Origin of the sequence: Microbacterium sp. WCS2018Hpa-9 (assembly GCF_031843745.1) — a bacterium.
In the GTDB taxonomy this organism is placed as follows: Bacteria; Actinomycetota; Actinomycetes; order Actinomycetales; family Microbacteriaceae; genus Microbacterium.
Map to the genome: position 1 here is coordinate 352,804 of NZ_JAVTIY010000004.1, position 16,257 is coordinate 369,060.

Here is a 16,257-nt window from a genome sequence, read left to right on the forward strand (position 1 = left end):
ACGCTGGATACATGACTTCTCCTGCAGACTCCGCCCTCACCGTGTTCGGCGCCGACTGGTGCCGCGACTGCATCCGCACCAAGAAGCAGCTCGACTCCCTCGGCGTGGAGTACACCTACGTCGACCTCGTCGTCGACCCGTCGGCAGCCGACATCGCGAAGGAGATCTCGGGCCGCACGAACATCCCCGTCGTGCTCTACCCCGACTCCTCGCACCACGTCGAGCCGTCGAACGCCGACGTCGAGTCGAAGCTCCGGGAGCTCTCGCTCATCTGACCTGAAGCGGGCTCTTCGCGCACCGATACACTGGCGCGATGAGCACCGCGGCTCGGCCCGAATCAGCATCCGTCCGCCTGTCCGTCCGCACGGTCGCCCTCTACGCGATCGGCTCGCTCGGCACAGGCGGGTATGCGACCCTCCCCGGGTTGGTGCTGACGTACTTCCTCACCGACAACCTCGGTGTCGCCGCGCTCACCGCCGGCCTCATCGTCACCGGCGCGAAGGTCTGGGACGTGATCATCGACCCGGTGATCGGCGCGGCTTCCGACCGCCAGTACGCGAGGACGGGCTCGCGTCGAGGTTTCATGGTCGCAGGCGCCCTCACCCTTCCGGTGTTCTTCGCGCTCACCTTCGCGGTCCCCCCGTCATGGGGGCCTGCCGCCGGCGCCGTCTGCGTGCTCCTCGCGTTCCTCGCCACCGCGACGTCCTTCAGCCTGTTCCAGGTGCCGTACGTCGCTCTGCCCGCCGAACTGACCTCGGGTTACGACGAGCGCACCCGACTGCTCGGCTGGCGCGTCGTCGTGCTCACCGCAGCCATCCTGCTCTTCGGCGCCGGCGGCCCCGAGCTGAGGGGCGCCACCGCCGACCCCGTCACGGGATACCTGCTGATGGGCGTGGTCGCAGGCGTGGTCATCGGCGTCGGCATGCTCATCGCGTCGCGGACGGCGGATGCCGCCGCCCGTCGCATGGCCGCGGACGAACGCCCGATGGCGGTCGCTCCGACGGGACTCCGCGAGCAGTATGCCGCCGGCGTGCGCACTCTTCGGCGCAGTCAGCCGTTCCGCGCCCTCCTCGGCACGTTCCTGCTGCAGGCGCTCGCCACCGGGACGATGCTCGCCGGTGCGCAGTACGTCGCCACGTGGGTGCTGCGCTCGGAAGACGCCGTCACACTCGTCTTTCTGGCGCTCGTCGGGCCCGCCCTGCTCGCGACCCCGGGCTGGACGGTCGTCGCCCGCCACCTGGGCAAGGAGCGGGCGTTCGCCCTCGCGAGCATCATCTTCCTGATCGCCGCCGCCTCGCTCGTCGTGGCGGTCTGGACGCCGGGCGCCTGGATGTACGGCTCGATCGCGGTGGCGGGCATCGCCTACGCCGGGCTGCAGTCACTGCCGATGGCGATGCTGCCCGATGTCATCTCGCACGACGAGCGCCGCACCGGAAGAGGCCAGGCCGGCACCTTCACGGGCGTCTGGACGGCAGGAGAGACCGTCGGGTTCGCGCTCGGAGCGAGCGCGGTCTCGCTCACGCTGGCCGCGACGGGATACGTCTCGAGCGTCGCCGGCACGACCGCGCAGCAGCCGGACGCCGCGATCACGGGCATCGTGCTCGCGTTCAGCATCCTGCCCGCCCTGCTGATGGCGGCGAGCCTGCTCACGCTTCACCGCTACCGCCTGCGCCGCGCCGACATCGACACCTGACCGGAGTGCGCGACATAAGCTGGGACCCCGCCCGAAGGAGACGCCGATGACTTCTGCGACAACCCCCGCCGCTTCGACGAAGACCCCGGAGCTCGGAGAGGCCGAACGCGATCGCCTCGACACCGCGATCGACGATCTTCAGGCCGGCACCCGCACGTGGTCTGCCCTGACCCTCGCCCAGCGGGTCACCCTCCTGCAAGCCGTGCGGTCGAGCGTCGCCGCCGCTGCGGAGGACTGGGCCGACACCGCAGCCGCGTCGAAGGGCCTCGACGGCCGGCATCCGCTGCGCGGAGAGGAATGGCTCAGCGGGCCCTACAGCGTGCTCGGCGCCCTCGATGCCTACATCGAGACGCTCTCGCGCCTCGCGAACGGCACCAACCCGCTGGACGGGATCACGATCGACCGGGCTCCCGGCGGACGCACCCGCGTGCACGCCTTTCCCCTTACCGGCATCGACCGGTTCCTGCTCTCGGGCTACACAGGCGAGGTCTGGCTCGAACCCGGTGTCACTCCGAACAGCGCGCGCGCCGCGGCGGGGCTCGCCCAGCGCACCCCGTCGGACTCGGGGGGCGTGGGGCTCGTGCTCGGCGCCGGCAACATCACCTCGATTCCCGTGCTCGACGTGCTCTATGAACTGCTCGCACACAATCGCACGGCGCTGCTCAAGGTCAATCCGACGCAGGACGCGCTCGTGCCCGTCTACAAGAGAGCACTCGCGCCGCTGATAGGTCCTGGACTGCTGCGCATCACGCGAGGCGGACCCGAGGTCGGCGCCTACCTGACCGGCCACCCCGACCTCGTTCACGTGCACATCACGGGGTCGGCCGCGACCTTCGACGCCATCGTGTGGGGCACGGGCGCTGCGGCCACGCGTCGACGCCGCGAGAACCGTCCGCTGCTGAAGAAGCCCATCACCGCCGAGCTCGGCGGGGTGTCGCCCATCATCATCGTTCCCGGTGAATGGACTGACGCCGATCTCACGTATCAGGCCGAGCACGTGGCGACCATGCGCCTGCAGAACAGCGGGCACAACTGCATCGCCGGGCAGGTCGTCATCATGTCGTCCGACTGGGCGCAGGCCGACGACTTCCGCGCCGCTCTGCGCCGCGCCTACGCGAACGCTCCGGAGCGGCCCATCTGGTACCCCGGATCCCCCTCTCGGATGCACCTCGCGACCGATGCGTACCCCGACGCCCTCGTGCTCGGCGATCGACTGCTGGTCGAGGTCTCCGATGGCGACGATGCGACGGCACTGCAGAGCACCGAGTACTTCGCTCCGGTGCTGGGTGTCGTCTCGGTGGCCGGCACCGGCCAGGAGTTCCTCGACGCGGCCGTGGCCTATGCGAACGAGCGACTGCAGGGCACGCTCGGCGCGAACCTGCTGATCGACCCGGCGACCGAGAAGGCTCTCGGAGCGGGATTCGATCGCTCCATCGCCGCCCTTCACTACGGCTCGATCGCGATCAACGGCTGGACCGCCTTCGGCTTCATCACCCCGACCATGACCTGGGGAGCGTTCCCCGGCAGCACGATCGCCGACGTCGGCAGCGGCATCGGCGTCGTCCACAACGCACTCCTGCTCGATCGCGTCGAGCGCTCGGTGATCCGCGGCCCCTTCAGGCCGTTCCCGCGTTCTCTTCCGGTCGTCAACGGCGGCGGACGCCTCACCATCCTGCCCAAGCCCCCGTGGTTCGTCTCGTCCCGGACGGGTGCAGCGGTGAGCGAGGGCCTGACGCGATTCCGTGCGAACGGCGGCACGATCGGACTGCTGAAGACCCTGACCGCGGCACTGCGCGCCTGACGCGCGCTCGGTCGCGGCGCGGGATCAGCGGGCGAAGCGGTCGGTCGCGGCGCGCAGCGCCTGCTGGATGCCGGGCTCGGCCGCCGAGTGCCCGGCATCGTCGACGACGACGAACTCGGCCTCCGGCCAGGCGGTGTGCAGGTCCCACGCGGTCATCATCGGCGTGCACACGTCGTGGCGCCCCTGCACGATGACGGTCGGGATGTGACGGATGCCGTCGACACCGGCGATCAGCTGCCCCTCGGTCCACCATCCGCGGTTCACGAAGAAGTGGTTCTCGATGCGGGCGAAGGCGGTGGCCGTCTGCGGGTCGGACATCGCCTCGATCTGCGCGGCATCCGGCCGCAGCGTGACCGTCGAGGCCTCCCACCGCGACCAGGCGACCGCCGCCGGTTCGTGCACGGCCGGGTCGGGGTCGAACAGACGCCTGTGATACGCCTCGATCATGTGCGAGCGCTCGAGCACCGGGATGGGAGCGATGAACTCCTCCCAGAGGTCGGGGAACAGAGCGGCGGCGCCGCCCTCGTAGAACCACTCCAGCTCTGCGCGGCGGAGCGTGAAGATGCCCCTCAGGATCAGCTCGCTGACCGCATCCGGATGCGCCTGTGCATAGGCCAGCGCGAGCGCGCTCCCCCAGGATCCGCCGAACACCTGCCACCGGTCGATGCCGAGGTTGCGACGAAGCAGCTCGAGGTCGGCGATCAGGTGCGCGGTGGTGACGAAGCGGAGGTCGGCATCGGGCGCGCTCGCGTGCGGGGTGCTTCGCCCGCACCCGCGCTGATCGAGCAGCACGATCCGGTAGGCCTCCGGGTCGAAGAATCGGCGCTGCCAGGGCGACGTGCCGCTGCCGGGGCCACCGTGCAGGAACACCACGGGCTTTCCCTCGGGGTTGCCGCTGACCTCCCAGTAGACACGGTGCCCGTCGCCCACGAGCATCTCGCCGGTCTCGTACGGTTCGAGGGGCGGATACAGCGCGTCGAGGTTCATGGTCACAGGTCTCCTGCAGCCGCGGTGAGCGGCTCGGCGCACACATCGAGACCGTTCTGGTAGCCGTTCGCGAACCAGTACTTGCGCTGCTCGCTCGTGCCGTGCGTGAAGCTCTCGGGGTTCACCGAACCGGACGACTGCTCCTGGATGTTGTCGTCGCCGACCGTGTTCGCGGCGTTCAGCGCGTCTGTGATCTCCGCCTCGGTCGGCTCCAGCAGGTACGGGACTCCGTCGGGGTCTTTCTCCTTCGTCATCTGCCCGATCCAGGCACCCGCGTAGCAGTCGGCCTGCAGTTCGATGCGCACGCCGTTGCTGTCGGGGCCGGTGCCGTTGTTCGGATACTGATCCATCACGCCGGTGATGTACTGGATGTGGTGCCCCCACTCGTGACCCACGATGTAGAGCTGAGCGAGATCGCCGGCGGATGCCCCGAACTGCTGCTGCATGAGGTCGAAGAACGTGGGATCGATGAAGACCGTCTCATCGGGCGGGCAGTAGAACGGACCGACGGCGTTCGACGCGGTGCCGCACGAGGTCGAGGTGGCTCCGTCGACGATGATCAGCTGCGGCGGGCGGTACCCCTCTACGTGGTCCTCCCAGTAGCCGTCGAGCGCGAGCTGCGAGGCTGCCACTCGGCAGTCGACGTTCTCGTTGGCGTCCTCGCCGGTGAGGCAGTTCTCGATCACGCTGCCGCCTTCGGGCTCGGTTCCGCCACCCGTCGCACCGCCGCCCAGCAGGCCGGTCAGATCGATGCCCAGCAGTGGTCCGGCGATCAGGGCGATGATGCCGAGCAGGCCGACACCGCCCGCTCCGGCGACGACGGCGCCGCGACCACGACGGCGGGCGGTGTTGCCGGAGACATCGGCATCGGGGTTGAAGGTCATGCCACCAGGGTACTCTGCACGGCGGCCTCTTCACGGTCGTAGGCTCGAGTCATGACCACCACCATCACGCTCACGGGTGCGGGCGGACAGATCGGCTACGCACTGCTGTTCCGAATCGCCGCCGGGGACCTGCTCGGCCCCGATGAGAAGGTGCGACTGCGGCTGCTGGAGATCCCGCAGGGGCTGGGTGCCGCCGAGGGAGCGGCACTCGAGCTGCAGGACGGCGCGTTCGGTCTGCTCGAGCACGTCGAGGTGACGGACGACCCCGCCGTCGGCTTCGACGGGTGCGACCTCGCGCTGCTCGTCGGCGCGCGTCCGCGCGGCCCCGGAATGGAGCGCGGAGACCTGCTCGCGGCCAACGCGGGAATCTTCGGCCCCCAGGGCGCCGCGATCGCGGCCACGCCTCGTCCGGGGTGCGCGTCACGGTGGTGGGCAACCCGGCGAACACGAATGCGCTGATCGCCGCGGCCTCGGCAGACGGCATCCCTGCAGAGAGATTCACCGCGCTCACCCGACTCGACGAGAACCGTGCCAGGGCACAGCTGGCGCAGACGCTCGCGGTGCCGGTCGACACGATTCGTCGTGTGCCCATCTGGGGCAACCACTCGGCGACGCAGTTCCCCGACGTGTCGTATGCGACCGTGGGGGGTAAGCCGGTCGCGGACGCCCTCGAAGCCATCGTCGGCGATGTGCCCACGTGGCTCGATGAGACGTTCATCCCTCGTGTCGCGAAGCGAGGGGCGGAGATCATCCAGGTGCGCGGCTCGTCTTCCGTGGCCTCCGCCGCGAACGCCACGATCGAGCACGTGCGCGACTGGGTGCACGGCACCGACGACTGGACCTCGGCCGGAGTCGTCTCGCACGGCGAGTACGGCGTTCCGACCGGTCTGATCTCGTCGTTCCCGGTGCGGTCGGTCGACGGAGAGTGGCAGATCGTCGAAGGGCTCGAAGTCAGCGATTGGGCGCGTGCGCGCATCGACGCCTCCGTGGCCGAGCTCGTCGAGGAACGAGAAGCGGTACGGGCGCTCGGGATGCTCTGAAAGGTCACCGCGCGGGCTCCGAGCAGGGCAGAATGGATGCCGGAGGTGCGCGATGAGCGAGACGATCGATCCCATGAAGGCGACGGCATCCGTCGACGAGGCGCTGACGAGTCCGCTGCATCTGCCGCACGCGGCCGCGGAATGCCCCAAGTGCTTCACCGAACTGCAGCAGAATCGCGACTTCTGGCTCGCGCGCCCCGACGGGTCACGCCTGGTCGGACTCGTGGTCTCTCGCGAGGGCATGCCCTCGGTGGTCGAGCAGCGCGATGACCTCACCCGGTTCGGGGTGCCGATCGAAGGGTTCCGTCACCCCGCTCCCGACATCCTCGAGAGCTGGAGCGATCGACTGTCGCGCCTCATCGGCACATTGAAGACCGGCGACGTCCTCGTCGTGGCGAACATCAACGCTCTGGGTCGAGACGCCGAAGAGGGCGCCAGCACAGCCAAGGAACTGCGTCGCCACGGCATCATCGTCAAGGTGCTGAGCCACGACGCACGTCACCTCGCCGACGCGACCGCTCGCTGACCGGAGACCTCTCCGAGCTACTGCGAGTCGCCGACGCTGCAGGTGACGGTTCCCGAATCGGACGACTCTTCGGCGACGATGTCGCCGTCGCGGATGATCTGACACCGGACGGTGCCGACCTCGTCGGCAGTCACGGTCATCTCTGTCGCTGCCTGCCGAGTGCCGAACATCGCCTGCCACTCGCCGGCGGTCGAGGTGGCCGAGCGCTCCTGCACGTCGTCCGCATACGCGATCGTGAAGGCGCTGTCACTCGATGCGCGCAGCTCGACCTGGGATACGGCTCCGAACGACGCACCGGACAGCGCGAGGGTGAATCCGATGCCGGCGACCACGATCGCGGCTGCTCCGAGGACGATGCCGACGAGCGAGCCCGCCCTCTTCTGCGGACGCCGGAGCGCCAGGACGCCGAGCACGGCCGCGACCACGCCGGCGACCAGCGCGAGCACAAGCAGCGCGAACACGAACACCGCGGCCATCGGCAGTCGGATCACGGCGAGCACGGCCAGTACACCGGCCACGATGCCCCAGATGAGCGGGGCGTTGCCGCCCGACCCCTGACGTGCGCCGACCGCCGGCTCGTTCGTGGATTGCATGCGTACCCCCCGCGGTGTCGTCAATCAGAGCTTCGGGATCCAGCGTACCCACTCCTGCGCTCTCCGCCGATCGTCCCGTTGTCATTGCCGCGGAAGGCGCAGCTACCTAAGCTGGAAGAGATGTGCCGGACGGCACCACACACGAGACCGGGGGGACGCTGTGGCGTCATACGACGAACTTTCAGGAATCATCGGGCCGCTGAAGCGCGCCGCGATCGACGCATATATGGCCGACGAGGGGTTCTCGCCCGATCTCGGCAACGACGGCCTCTACTCCTACTGGGGCTGGCTGCCCAACAGCTATCACCGACCCGATGCGAACGGCGAGGGCGGCGGAGACATCATCGGGTTCGGCAGCTCGATCTCGTTCGACGGCATCCGCAGCCGCGTCGACAGCGCGGTGTCGCCCTGGCTCGACCCCACTCTCCCCGACGGCTCTGGGGCCTCCGGGCCGCTGACGACGACGCGCTCGGCCGCCTCGACGCTGGGAGCCTCGGGCACCGGCGGCGGCTTCGAGGACGACGGCGTCATCGAGCGCAGCAGCAGCACCATCAACCTCACGGTGCTCACGAACATCTCTGGCGCGTTCACCACGCCGTTCCTGGCCAAGTACCACGACGAGTTCCTCAACGTCGCCCACCGCATCGGCGTCGCGACCGCGATGCTCGAGATGAACTACTCGGTGCAGTCTCAGATCTGGACGGCGGCGGGCAATGACGTCGCGTCGATCTGCGACAGCGCGAAGGACTCTCTCGCGTCCTACGCCGAGACGACCGCTCAGGAGATGCTGAAGTACGGACTGACCGTGGTGACGGTCGCGGCCGGCGCCGTCGCCTCCATCGCGACGGCGGGTGCCGCAGCGCCTCTCGTCGCCGGCATGGTCACGCTCGCCGGAACCGCGACGATCGCGATCCAGGCGATCGACGCGTCAGCGACCCTCAGCGGCAGCAGCTACTCCGAGCTGATGGAGTCGTTCGAGGCCGCTCTCGAGGCGGTCAATGCCGCGATCTCGACTCAGGAGACTGAGCTACGGACCATGATGAACGGCGCCAGCGTCCAGATCTACGAGAACTCCGCGTCGTTCGATCTCGATCTCGTCGAATTCGGCGACCCGGAGGGCACCTCCGAGATGATCGACATCCAGCAGTATCGCGCCGACACGGTCTCGCAGAACATGCAGAACGTGATCGACTCGCTCACCGCCGCGCAGACCTCCCTCGGCAGTCCTCCTGCGTCGAACCCGACGCCGCGCAACGGCGCGATCGGCGCCGGCGCGAGCGGCACGCACACGGCCGCGAGCTCGCTGCACCAGCTCACAGCCGACTGCCTCGCCAGCACGATCCAGGAGTACACCCTGGGCCGCGAGCTGTTCAACGCGACGATCGCCGCGTATTTCGCCAACGATCAGGCGACGAAGTCCGACCTCGACCGGATATCGAACAGCGAATCGCTCAGCGACCTGATGGGTGGATCATGACCGACACGAATGCAAGCACCGACACCGGCGTCCTGAAGAGCCGCCACCTCGGACCCATCGAGCTGGTCGGCGGCGTGGGCGGTGCGGTGATGGAGACCACCATCACGATCGCCGAACGGCCGATCGAGGTGCGGATCGAGATCGACCACCCGACCCGGTTCTCGGAGTCGGTCGTCGCGAGCATCGACTTCGCCTTCGACGGCTTCGCACGCACCGACGAGCTGTCACGCCAGGTGATCGGCGAGGCGCTGCGACGGTCGGCCAGCTCCGCCCCGGCGAAGCTGCTCGAACGCTGGGGGCTGCACACCGGCACGGAGGATCCCGACCCTGAGGCCTTCCTCCGCCGTCTCCACCCCGTGCGCACGACGATCATGCCCGACGGCGGCCGTGAGAACCTCGAGCGCGTGATCATGATCTACGCGTTCGACGATCCCGGCGTCGCCGGGCTCCTCACGGTGCGCTTCCGTCAGGGAACCTGGCCGGAGGTCGACCCCGGCCTGCGATGACCGCGCGCACACCTCGCGTGTCATGAAGAAGCCCGCCGCGGATCCCCGCGGCGGGCTTCTTCATGCTCGGGAGCCGTGCATCATTGATCACTGATACGTCGGCGGCACCCACATCAGCTGCGCGGAGACAACTCCGCGGTCGCGGCTCACGATCTGCGCGCGGCCGGGGATCGACGGGATCGCCTTGACCTTTCCGATCAGCTGCCCCTCTTCGGGGCTTCCGGAGAGCAGGATGCCGGTCGCGCCGAGGTCCGTCATCCTCTGGATGATCGGGTCGTACGCCGCCCTGCTCGCGCCACCCGTGCGTCGGGTGAGGATCACGTGCAGCCCGAGGTCGGTCGCCTGCGCGAGCAGTGGAGCGAGCACTGCGGCCGGGTTGCCCTGGGATGTCGACACGAGGTCGTAGTCGTCGATCAGCACGAAGCCCTCCGCGCCCTTCCACCAGGAACGGGACCGAAGCTGCTCAGAGGTCACGTCGGGACCGGGAATGCGCGTCTGGAAGAACTGCGCGAGCTCGGCCAGACCGCCCTCGGCCATCTCGTGCGCGGTGAGGTAAGCGCCCAGGTACTCCTTCGGGATCTCGCCGAGCAGCGCGCGTCGGTAGTCGACCACGAAGATCTTCGCCTCCGTCGGACTGTACAGACGCATGATCTCGTGCACGACGCCCCGCAGCATCGACGACTTGCCCGAATCGGCATCGCCGTAGAGGTAGAGCAGGGGCTCGGCGACGGGGTCGATCGAGAAGGGTGCGAGGTCGGCTTCGTCGATGCCGAGCAGGATCTCGCGCGGCTCGGAGCCGTCGGCGGATGCCGCCGCGGCGACCGCCCGCAGATCTGCATGCCCGATGCGCGAGGGAAGCAGCCGCAGCTTGGGGCCGGCGGGCCCGTGCCACGCGTCGGCGACCCGTTTCACCAGGCCGTCGATGCCCGACGCGAGCGACGACCCGTCGGCGACACCGTCGATGCGCGGCAGCGCGGTCAGCATCTGGAGGCCGTTCTCGTTGAGGCCTCGCCCGGGCGTCGAAGTGACGTTCTCAGCCGCCTTGCGGTTCACCTCGGAGTCGGTCGGGTCGCCGAGTCGGAGCTCGATGCGGGTTCCGATGAGGTCCTTGATGTTCGCGCGGACCTCCATCCATCGCGACGCTGTGATCACCACGTGCACGCCATAGGTGAGGCCGCGTGCCGCGATCGCCTGGATCTGGGGTTCGAGCATCTCGAACTCGGTGCGCAGCGTGCCCCAGCCGTCGACGACGAGGAAGATGTCTCCATAGCCGTCGTCCACGAGACCCTGGGCGCGTCGCTGTCGGAACGTGTCGATGGAGTCGATGCCGTTCTGGCGGAAGTACACCTCGCGGGCGTTGAGGAGGCTCGTGACCTCGGCGACGGTGCGGCGGACGACGTCTGGTTCGGATCGGGTCGCGACTCCGCTGACGTGCGTGAAGCCCTGGAGTCCGGTGAAGCTGCCACCGCCGAAGTCGATGACGAAGAACTGCACCTCCTGCGGAGTGTGCGTCAGTGCGAGCGCCGCCAGCGCCGTGCGCGCAAGCGTGCTCTTGCCGCTCAGCGGAGCCCCGACGATCGCCATGTGGCCCGCGGCGCCGCCGAGCGAGACGGCCAGCGTCTCGCGGCGCTGCTCGAGCGGCACGTCGACGATGCCCAGAGGGATCGTCAGGGCGCCGGCTCCACGCCAGCGCGGCGAGATGAGGCCGAGCGCCGGGTCCTCGACGAGGTCGCCGAACAGCTGATCGAGCGTCGCCGGCGTCTCGAGCGGCGGAAGCCACACCTGATGGGCGGCCGGACCGCGTCCGCTCATGAGCTCGACGGCGATCTCGAACGTGTTGCGCTTCTCTTCCGGTTCGGCGTCGACGACGACCTCGGGCTCATCGACCGGAGTCTCGGCCCGCCAGACGGGCGCGGCGGTGAACAGCTCGACAGCGGTCGATCCCGTCGACGGAGCCGCGCCGGACTCCGCCCGCCGACGACGGCGCGGCGGCGGGCCCGAGACATACGCCGCGCGGAACTGCGTCATCGTCTCGGTGTCGGACTTCAGGATGCCGGCACCGGGCTGGGTGGGCAGGTGGTAGGCGTCTGGCACTCCGAGCACCGTGCGGGACTCGGCCGCGGAGAACGTGCGCAGGCCGATCCGATACGACAGGTGAGTGTCGAGACCGCGGAGCTTGCCCTCTTCGAGCCGCTGCGACGAGAGCAGCAGATGCACCTGCAGCGAACGACCGAGGCGGCCGATGTTGACGAAGGTGTCGGCGAACTCCGGCTTGGCCGAGAGCAGCTCTGAGAACTCGTCGGCGACGATCAGGAGGGCGGGCAGCGGAGCGAGGTCCGTGCGGCCACCCCGACGTGCCTTCTCGTAGTCTGCGACGTTCGCGAACGGCCCCGTCGCGCGCAGCAGCTCCTGCCGGCGCACCATCTCGCCCTGCAGCGCGTCCTGCATACGGTCGACGAGCGAGATCTCCTCGCCGAGGTTGGTGATGATCGCCGAGACGTGGGGCATCTCGGCCATGCCGGCGAACGTCGCGCCACCCTTGAAGTCGACGAGGACGAAGTTGAGCTGCTCGGGCGAGTGCGTCATCGCGAGGGCGAGGACCAGGGTGCGCAGCACCTCGGACTTGCCCGATCCGGTCGCACCGATGATGAGACCGTGCGGTCCCATACCCTGCTGCGCGGACTCCTTGATGTCGAGGATCAGAGGGCTGCCGTCCTCGGTCTGGCCGATGGGCACGCGCAGGCGATCTCGTTCGAGCCGCGGCTTCCATGCGGTGTCGAGATCGAGGTCCCGCACATCGGGGAGCCCGAGCAGCTCGACGAGCTCGGCTTGACCTGTCGTGCTCTTCTTCCCCGACACCGTGGTGCCGCCGGAGTAGAGCGAGATGAGACGTCGAGCCGTCGCCTCCGCTTCGACGATGCTGATCGCGTCGGCGTGGAAGCGACTGCCGATGAAGTGCATGCTGAGCAGCTCGGCCTGTGCGCCCTCGGCGCCGGGTTCGAAGGCGATCCGCAGAGCGTTCGGGTCGTCGAGGTCGCCCCAGTGCGCGGGGAGGTCGATGACCGTGACGCCCTGCACTCCGTCGCCGCTGACGAGCACGTCGTTGATCGACGAGCTCACGCCGTCGGTGAGGATCACGATATGGGGAGCCTTCGATGCGGTCGAGCCGTCACGGCCGAATCGAGCACGCTCGCGCACCTCCGCCGGCAGCATGTCCTCGAGTTCGGACAGCTGCGAGCCGATCATGCGCGCGGCCCCCAAGCCGTCGCGCACCGTGCGCGAGTGAGTGTGCGGCATCCATTTCGCCCACTCCCACTGCGCAAGCACAGACGGATCTGCCGCGATGACGATCTGCACGGCCTCGGGGTCGTGCATCGTCGCGACGTGCAGCAGCATCGCCCTTGCCAGCGCGCGCGACTCGTCTTCATCGCCGGTGATCTCGAGACGGGCGTAGTCGCGCAACGTGACGCCGAGCGGCAGATCCTTCTGGATCTCGTGCGTGAGCATGAATCGGTGCGCCGCCGAGGCGGCCACGGGGTCGAGCTGAGCGAGAGGCGGGAGCTCGGGGGCTTCGAGAGTGACGCAGAGCGGCTGATCGCTCGTGCCGACGCGCACGGACAGGAAATCGGGGTCGTTGGATCCGCGCTCCCAGACCCGGGTGCGCTCCTCGGCGATGTACGGCAGCGCCGACGGCGCCGGAAGCTGCCAGTTCGCCGATCGCCGCTGCTGGCGAGCGGCCACGCGCACCGTCTGACGCAGCTCGGTGAGGTACGCGAGGTACTCGCGACGTGCGCCGAGGGTCGCCGCCTGACGCTGCGACCGCTGGCGCCAGCCGTTGACCGCCACGAAACCGAGCGACGAGAGCAGGAACATGCCACCGGTGAGCAGACCTGTGGCCGACTGGTTCGACATCGTCACCATGACGATCGCGCCGACACTGCCGAGCATAGGCAACAGCGACCCGAGCACACCCATTCCGCCGTCGTTCGGCTGCAGCTCAGGCGGCGCCTGCACCGGGAGCTTGCCTGAGGGGACACGGGGCGGTGCGAGACGGGGTCCTGTCATGCTCTCTCTCCGGCGCTGCTGTCTGAGCCCAGCAGAAGGTTGATCGTGAAGCTGCGGTTGCCGATGCGGACGCGGTCCGCGTCGTCCAACAGCATCCGTCCCCCGGCGACGAGTTCGGTGGTCTGACCGTCATCCGAGCGGATATCCGACCCGTTCGTCGAATCGAAATCGGTCACCCATGTGCGCCCTCGAGAGTGCTCGATGCGCAGGTGCGTCTTGGAGACGGAGGAATCGGGATCGGTCACGATGACCAGGCGGTCGTCATGCGCGCTCGCGACGGGGGCGCGACCGAGGTTCGCGGCGAGGGGCAGGCCGAGCTGCACCCGCTGTCCTGTGTCGAAGATGAGCAGCAGCGCCCCGGTCTCGGGCGACGCCGCACCTTCGCCCTCGGGCTGCTGCACGGCCGTCGGCGCGACGGTGAACAGAGGCTTGTCGGCGGCAGCGACGGCGGCCGCCTCGGCACGGTGCGAGGCAGCACGGGCGTCCGTCGGCTCGGAGTCCTCGTCGACGAGCGGGGCGCGCTCGCTCAGCGCGACCACCTGGGGTGGCGCCAAGGGCGTTGCTTCGACCGTGGAGACGGGTGCGGGCTGAGCCTTTGCTTCCGCCCTCGTCGGAACAGCCACCACGACCGTGTTCGCCGCCTTGTCGGCCCAGCTCTGTCGACGACCGCTGCGATCCCATCCGCTCGATGCGACGACGATCCAGCCGCCCACAGCCACCAAGAAGCCCGCTCCCGTGATCGCGCCGCGCACGAACTGTCGGCCGATGCCGGGAGAGAACGGGCGATCGCCGCGCGAGGATCGCAGCCGCAGCACCATGTTGCCGAGCGTCATCCCGGTGCGGGCTTCGAGCACCCAGAAGAACAGCGCGAGCTCGGCGACCGTGATTCCGGCCAGCAGCGGACTGCGGGTGGTGATCAGGACGACCGCCGCCACCAGGACGACTGCGGCGACATCGACCGTGAATGCGGCTATGCGCTGACCGACGGTCGCCGGAGTGCCGACGAACGCGGCGCCGAGCCCGTCGGAAGGGCGCCGCGTCTGCGCGCGGGTCGACACGAGGGGCGTGGGTGCTGGGGGCTTCGGCGCGTTCTGCAGTGGGGCGCCGTCGACGCCGGGAGGCGCCGCGATCAGGGACGGCGGCAGCGCAGGGATCTCCCCTGGTCGCTCGGGCCCCGGGGTGATCGGGGGCACCTCGCCGCCCGCTCGCCGGGGCTGTGATTCGCCGTACCCGCTCATCAGGCCATCATTCCACGCAGGAGGGACAGGGCATCGGCATACAGGAGCGCCGCCGGAAGGGCGAGCGCCACAGCGAGCCACTCGAACGCATCCGCGACCCTCGACCACACCAAGGAGCTCGCGCCGCGGGAGATCGGAATCATAACGGCGGCGGTGATCAGCCCGATCACGAACAGACCGACGGCACCGATCACCTGGAAGTCGCCTCCGAACGCGGACGAAGCCTGCACGCCGGCGACGAGGAACACCGCGGTGCCTGCCGCGCGCGGCAGCCACCGGAGGATCCGCGAGGTCGTGTGACGCGGCGTGAGCAGCAGCGCGAGCCCGAGGCACGCGATCAGCGCGATCCCACCGGAGACCACGAACGGATCGCTCGGCCACGCACGCAGGAAGGCGAGCGGAGCCATGAGAGCCGCGACGATGCTGAGGACGACGGTGCCGGCGATCAGCCGGGCAGAGGAGTCGTCGACGACGGCGATGACCCGCGCGGGGTTCAGGATGCCGACCGAGTCGGGGATCGCTCCCCTGACCGTCCATCTGGCCGTCATGAAGTGCTTGTAGTCGATGAAGTATCCCTCGGGGAGATTCACCAGGCTGCTCGGCAGAGCACGCAGAGCCAGCGGCACCATGCCCAGCGACACCGCTGCCGCTTCGGCCGGCCCCCATCGCAGCAGGAGCGCGAGCCCCCATATCGCGGCGAGCGAGACGAGCAGGATGGTGGCGGTTCCCGCGGCAGCCCTCATCGGCCTCGCGCGAGCGGAGACCGCGATGACCGCAGTGGTCACTCCGGCGGCCAGGAATCCGGATGCCGCGGACAGATGCGCGCTCGCCACGAGCTGCGCCGGAATCAGGAGCACGCCGGCCGCGAAGGACAGCAGAACCGGAGCGAGCACCCCGAGTATGCCGCGGACCCCTGCGCCGGAATCACCTCTCGACCACGCCACCGCCCCGCAGATCGATCCGACGACGAGGATGAGGGCGGTCAGCAGTCGGAGCAACGGATCCGTCGACCCCTGCGCGAAGGTGGCGACGAGCAGAAGGCCGCTGACCGCCAGCATCCACCAGCGCGCGCCGTGATCGACGCGGGGCGCACCGGACAGCGTGTCGTGCGAGCGGGAACGTGCGGAGGCGCGCGGCGCGAGCGCCTCCCGGTCGATCAGCGCATACAAACCGCCGTCGACGAGGTCTTCGCACTCGGTGTCCCCCGGGACCTCGAATCCTCCGGGACCGATCGCCACGAACCGGCCCTCGGCCGACAGGCCGCTGAGCACGAGGGCATCGTCGAGAGTCTCGTCGAGCGGAAGCGAGACGTCGATCCGACGATCCTCGCTCTGGAGGACTATTCGGCGCCGCTCTACGGTATCGACTGCCACACCTGCACCTTATCGGCCGTGCACGGCCTAAGCCGTGGACTCTCCTGCTGTCCGCTCACCCTCCTCCGCAGAGC

The 16,257-nt window shown here is 69.2% G+C and carries 12 protein-coding genes and 1 pseudogene; 7 read left to right on the top strand and 6 right to left on the bottom strand.

All coding sequences use genetic code 11. From position 1 onward, the window contains the following. Nucleotides 1–11 precede the first annotated feature (11 nt). Genes RQG82_RS11005 through RQG82_RS11015 form a run of 3 tightly spaced genes read left to right on the top strand, consistent with a single transcriptional unit; the run spans nt 12 to nt 3,494 of the window. Nucleotides 12–275 carry a glutaredoxin domain-containing protein gene (locus RQG82_RS11005; protein WP_311259123.1) on the top strand — a complete coding sequence of 88 codons (264 nt, stop codon included), beginning with the start codon at nt 12–14 and terminating at the stop codon, nt 273–275. Between the two features lie 38 nt (nt 276–313). Continuing rightward, complete coding sequence (locus RQG82_RS11010) at nt 314–1,693, top strand: MFS transporter (RefSeq protein ID WP_311259124.1); 1,380 nt, start codon at nt 314–316, stop codon at nt 1,691–1,693. A 46-nt stretch (nt 1,694–1,739) separates the two neighbouring features. After that, nucleotides 1,740–3,494 carry an aldehyde dehydrogenase family protein gene (locus RQG82_RS11015; protein ID WP_311259125.1) on the top strand — a complete coding sequence of 585 codons (1,755 nt, stop codon included), beginning with the start codon at nt 1,740–1,742 and terminating at the stop codon, nt 3,492–3,494. A 24-nt stretch (nt 3,495–3,518) separates the two neighbouring features. Here the strand turns inward: RQG82_RS11015 and pip are convergent, their stop codons facing one another. Beyond that, the gene (gene pip, locus RQG82_RS11020) at nt 3,519–4,481 is read right to left on the bottom strand and encodes a prolyl aminopeptidase (protein ID WP_311259160.1); all 963 of its coding nucleotides are present in this window, start codon (nt 4,479–4,481) and stop codon (nt 3,519–3,521) included. 2 nt (nt 4,482–4,483) lie between these two features. Continuing rightward, nucleotides 4,484–5,365: a neutral zinc metallopeptidase gene (locus RQG82_RS11025; RefSeq protein ID WP_311259126.1), complete on the bottom strand. Its 882-nt coding sequence runs from the start codon at nt 5,363–5,365 to the stop codon at nt 4,484–4,486. Between the two features lie 51 nt (nt 5,366–5,416). Here RQG82_RS11025 and RQG82_RS11030 point away from each other — a divergent pair. Together RQG82_RS11030 and RQG82_RS11035 are read left to right on the top strand one after the other, a co-directional pair. After that, nucleotides 5,417–6,405: pseudogene (locus tag RQG82_RS11030) on the top strand (malate dehydrogenase). 52 nt (nt 6,406–6,457) lie between these two features. After that, nucleotides 6,458–6,931, top strand: coding sequence for a recombinase family protein (locus RQG82_RS11035; protein WP_311259127.1), 474 nt, complete (start codon nt 6,458–6,460; stop codon nt 6,929–6,931). A gap of 17 nt (nt 6,932–6,948) precedes the next feature. Here RQG82_RS11035 and RQG82_RS11040 read toward each other — a convergent pair whose 3' ends face one another. After that, nucleotides 6,949–7,524, bottom strand: coding sequence for a hypothetical protein (locus tag RQG82_RS11040; protein ID WP_311259128.1), 576 nt, complete (start codon nt 7,522–7,524; stop codon nt 6,949–6,951). 160 nt (nt 7,525–7,684) lie between these two features. On the opposite strand from RQG82_RS11040, the gene RQG82_RS11045 reads away from it, so the two are divergent. Both RQG82_RS11045 and RQG82_RS11050 read left to right on the top strand, forming a co-directional pair. Further along, a complete protein-coding gene (locus RQG82_RS11045) occupies nt 7,685–9,001 on the top strand; it encodes a hypothetical protein (protein WP_311259129.1) in 1,317 nt (438 codons plus the stop codon). Further along, nucleotides 8,998–9,507: a hypothetical protein gene (locus RQG82_RS11050; protein ID WP_311259130.1), complete on the top strand. Its 510-nt coding sequence runs from the start codon at nt 8,998–9,000 to the stop codon at nt 9,505–9,507. Before RQG82_RS11045 ends, RQG82_RS11050 begins: the two co-directional genes overlap by 4 nt. A gap of 87 nt (nt 9,508–9,594) precedes the next feature. Here RQG82_RS11050 and eccCa read toward each other — a convergent pair whose 3' ends face one another. From eccCa to RQG82_RS11065, 3 genes are read right to left on the bottom strand one after another with little or no spacing between them, the layout of a single operon-like run. Continuing rightward, a complete protein-coding gene (eccCa, locus tag RQG82_RS11055) occupies nt 9,595–13,572 on the bottom strand; it encodes a type VII secretion protein EccCa (protein WP_311259131.1) in 3,978 nt (1,325 codons plus the stop codon). Beyond that, a complete protein-coding gene (locus tag RQG82_RS11060) occupies nt 13,569–14,810 on the bottom strand; it encodes an RDD family protein (protein WP_311259132.1) in 1,242 nt (413 codons plus the stop codon). Before RQG82_RS11060 ends, eccCa begins: the two co-directional genes overlap by 4 nt. Further along, complete coding sequence (locus RQG82_RS11065) at nt 14,810–16,183, bottom strand: hypothetical protein (RefSeq protein WP_311259133.1); 1,374 nt, start codon at nt 16,181–16,183, stop codon at nt 14,810–14,812. Before RQG82_RS11065 ends, RQG82_RS11060 begins: the two co-directional genes overlap by 1 nt. Nucleotides 16,184–16,257: the final 74 nt, after the last annotated feature.

Bases quoted from the DNA above. Each gene is read 5' to 3' on its own strand.
- RQG82_RS11005 (WP_311259123.1), top strand. From the start codon at position 12: ATGACTTCTCCTGCAGACTCCGCCCTCACCGTGTTCGGCGCCGACTGG.
- RQG82_RS11010 (WP_311259124.1), top strand. From the start codon at position 314: ATGAGCACCGCGGCTCGGCCCGAATCAGCATCCGTCCGCCTGTCCGTC.
- RQG82_RS11015 (WP_311259125.1), top strand. From the start codon at position 1,740: ATGACTTCTGCGACAACCCCCGCCGCTTCGACGAAGACCCCGGAGCTC.
- pip (WP_311259160.1), bottom strand. From the start codon at position 4,481: ATGAACCTCGACGCGCTGTATCCGCCCCTCGAACCGTACGAGACCGGC.
- RQG82_RS11025 (WP_311259126.1), bottom strand. From the start codon at position 5,365: ATGACCTTCAACCCCGATGCCGATGTCTCCGGCAACACCGCCCGCCGT.
- RQG82_RS11035 (WP_311259127.1), top strand. From the start codon at position 6,458: ATGAGCGAGACGATCGATCCCATGAAGGCGACGGCATCCGTCGACGAG.
- RQG82_RS11040 (WP_311259128.1), bottom strand. From the start codon at position 7,524: ATGCAATCCACGAACGAGCCGGCGGTCGGCGCACGTCAGGGGTCGGGC.
- RQG82_RS11050 (WP_311259130.1), top strand. From the start codon at position 8,998: ATGACCGACACGAATGCAAGCACCGACACCGGCGTCCTGAAGAGCCGC.
- eccCa (WP_311259131.1), bottom strand. From the start codon at position 13,572: ATGACAGGACCCCGTCTCGCACCGCCCCGTGTCCCCTCAGGCAAGCTC.
- RQG82_RS11060 (WP_311259132.1), bottom strand. From the start codon at position 14,810: ATGAGCGGGTACGGCGAATCACAGCCCCGGCGAGCGGGCGGCGAGGTG.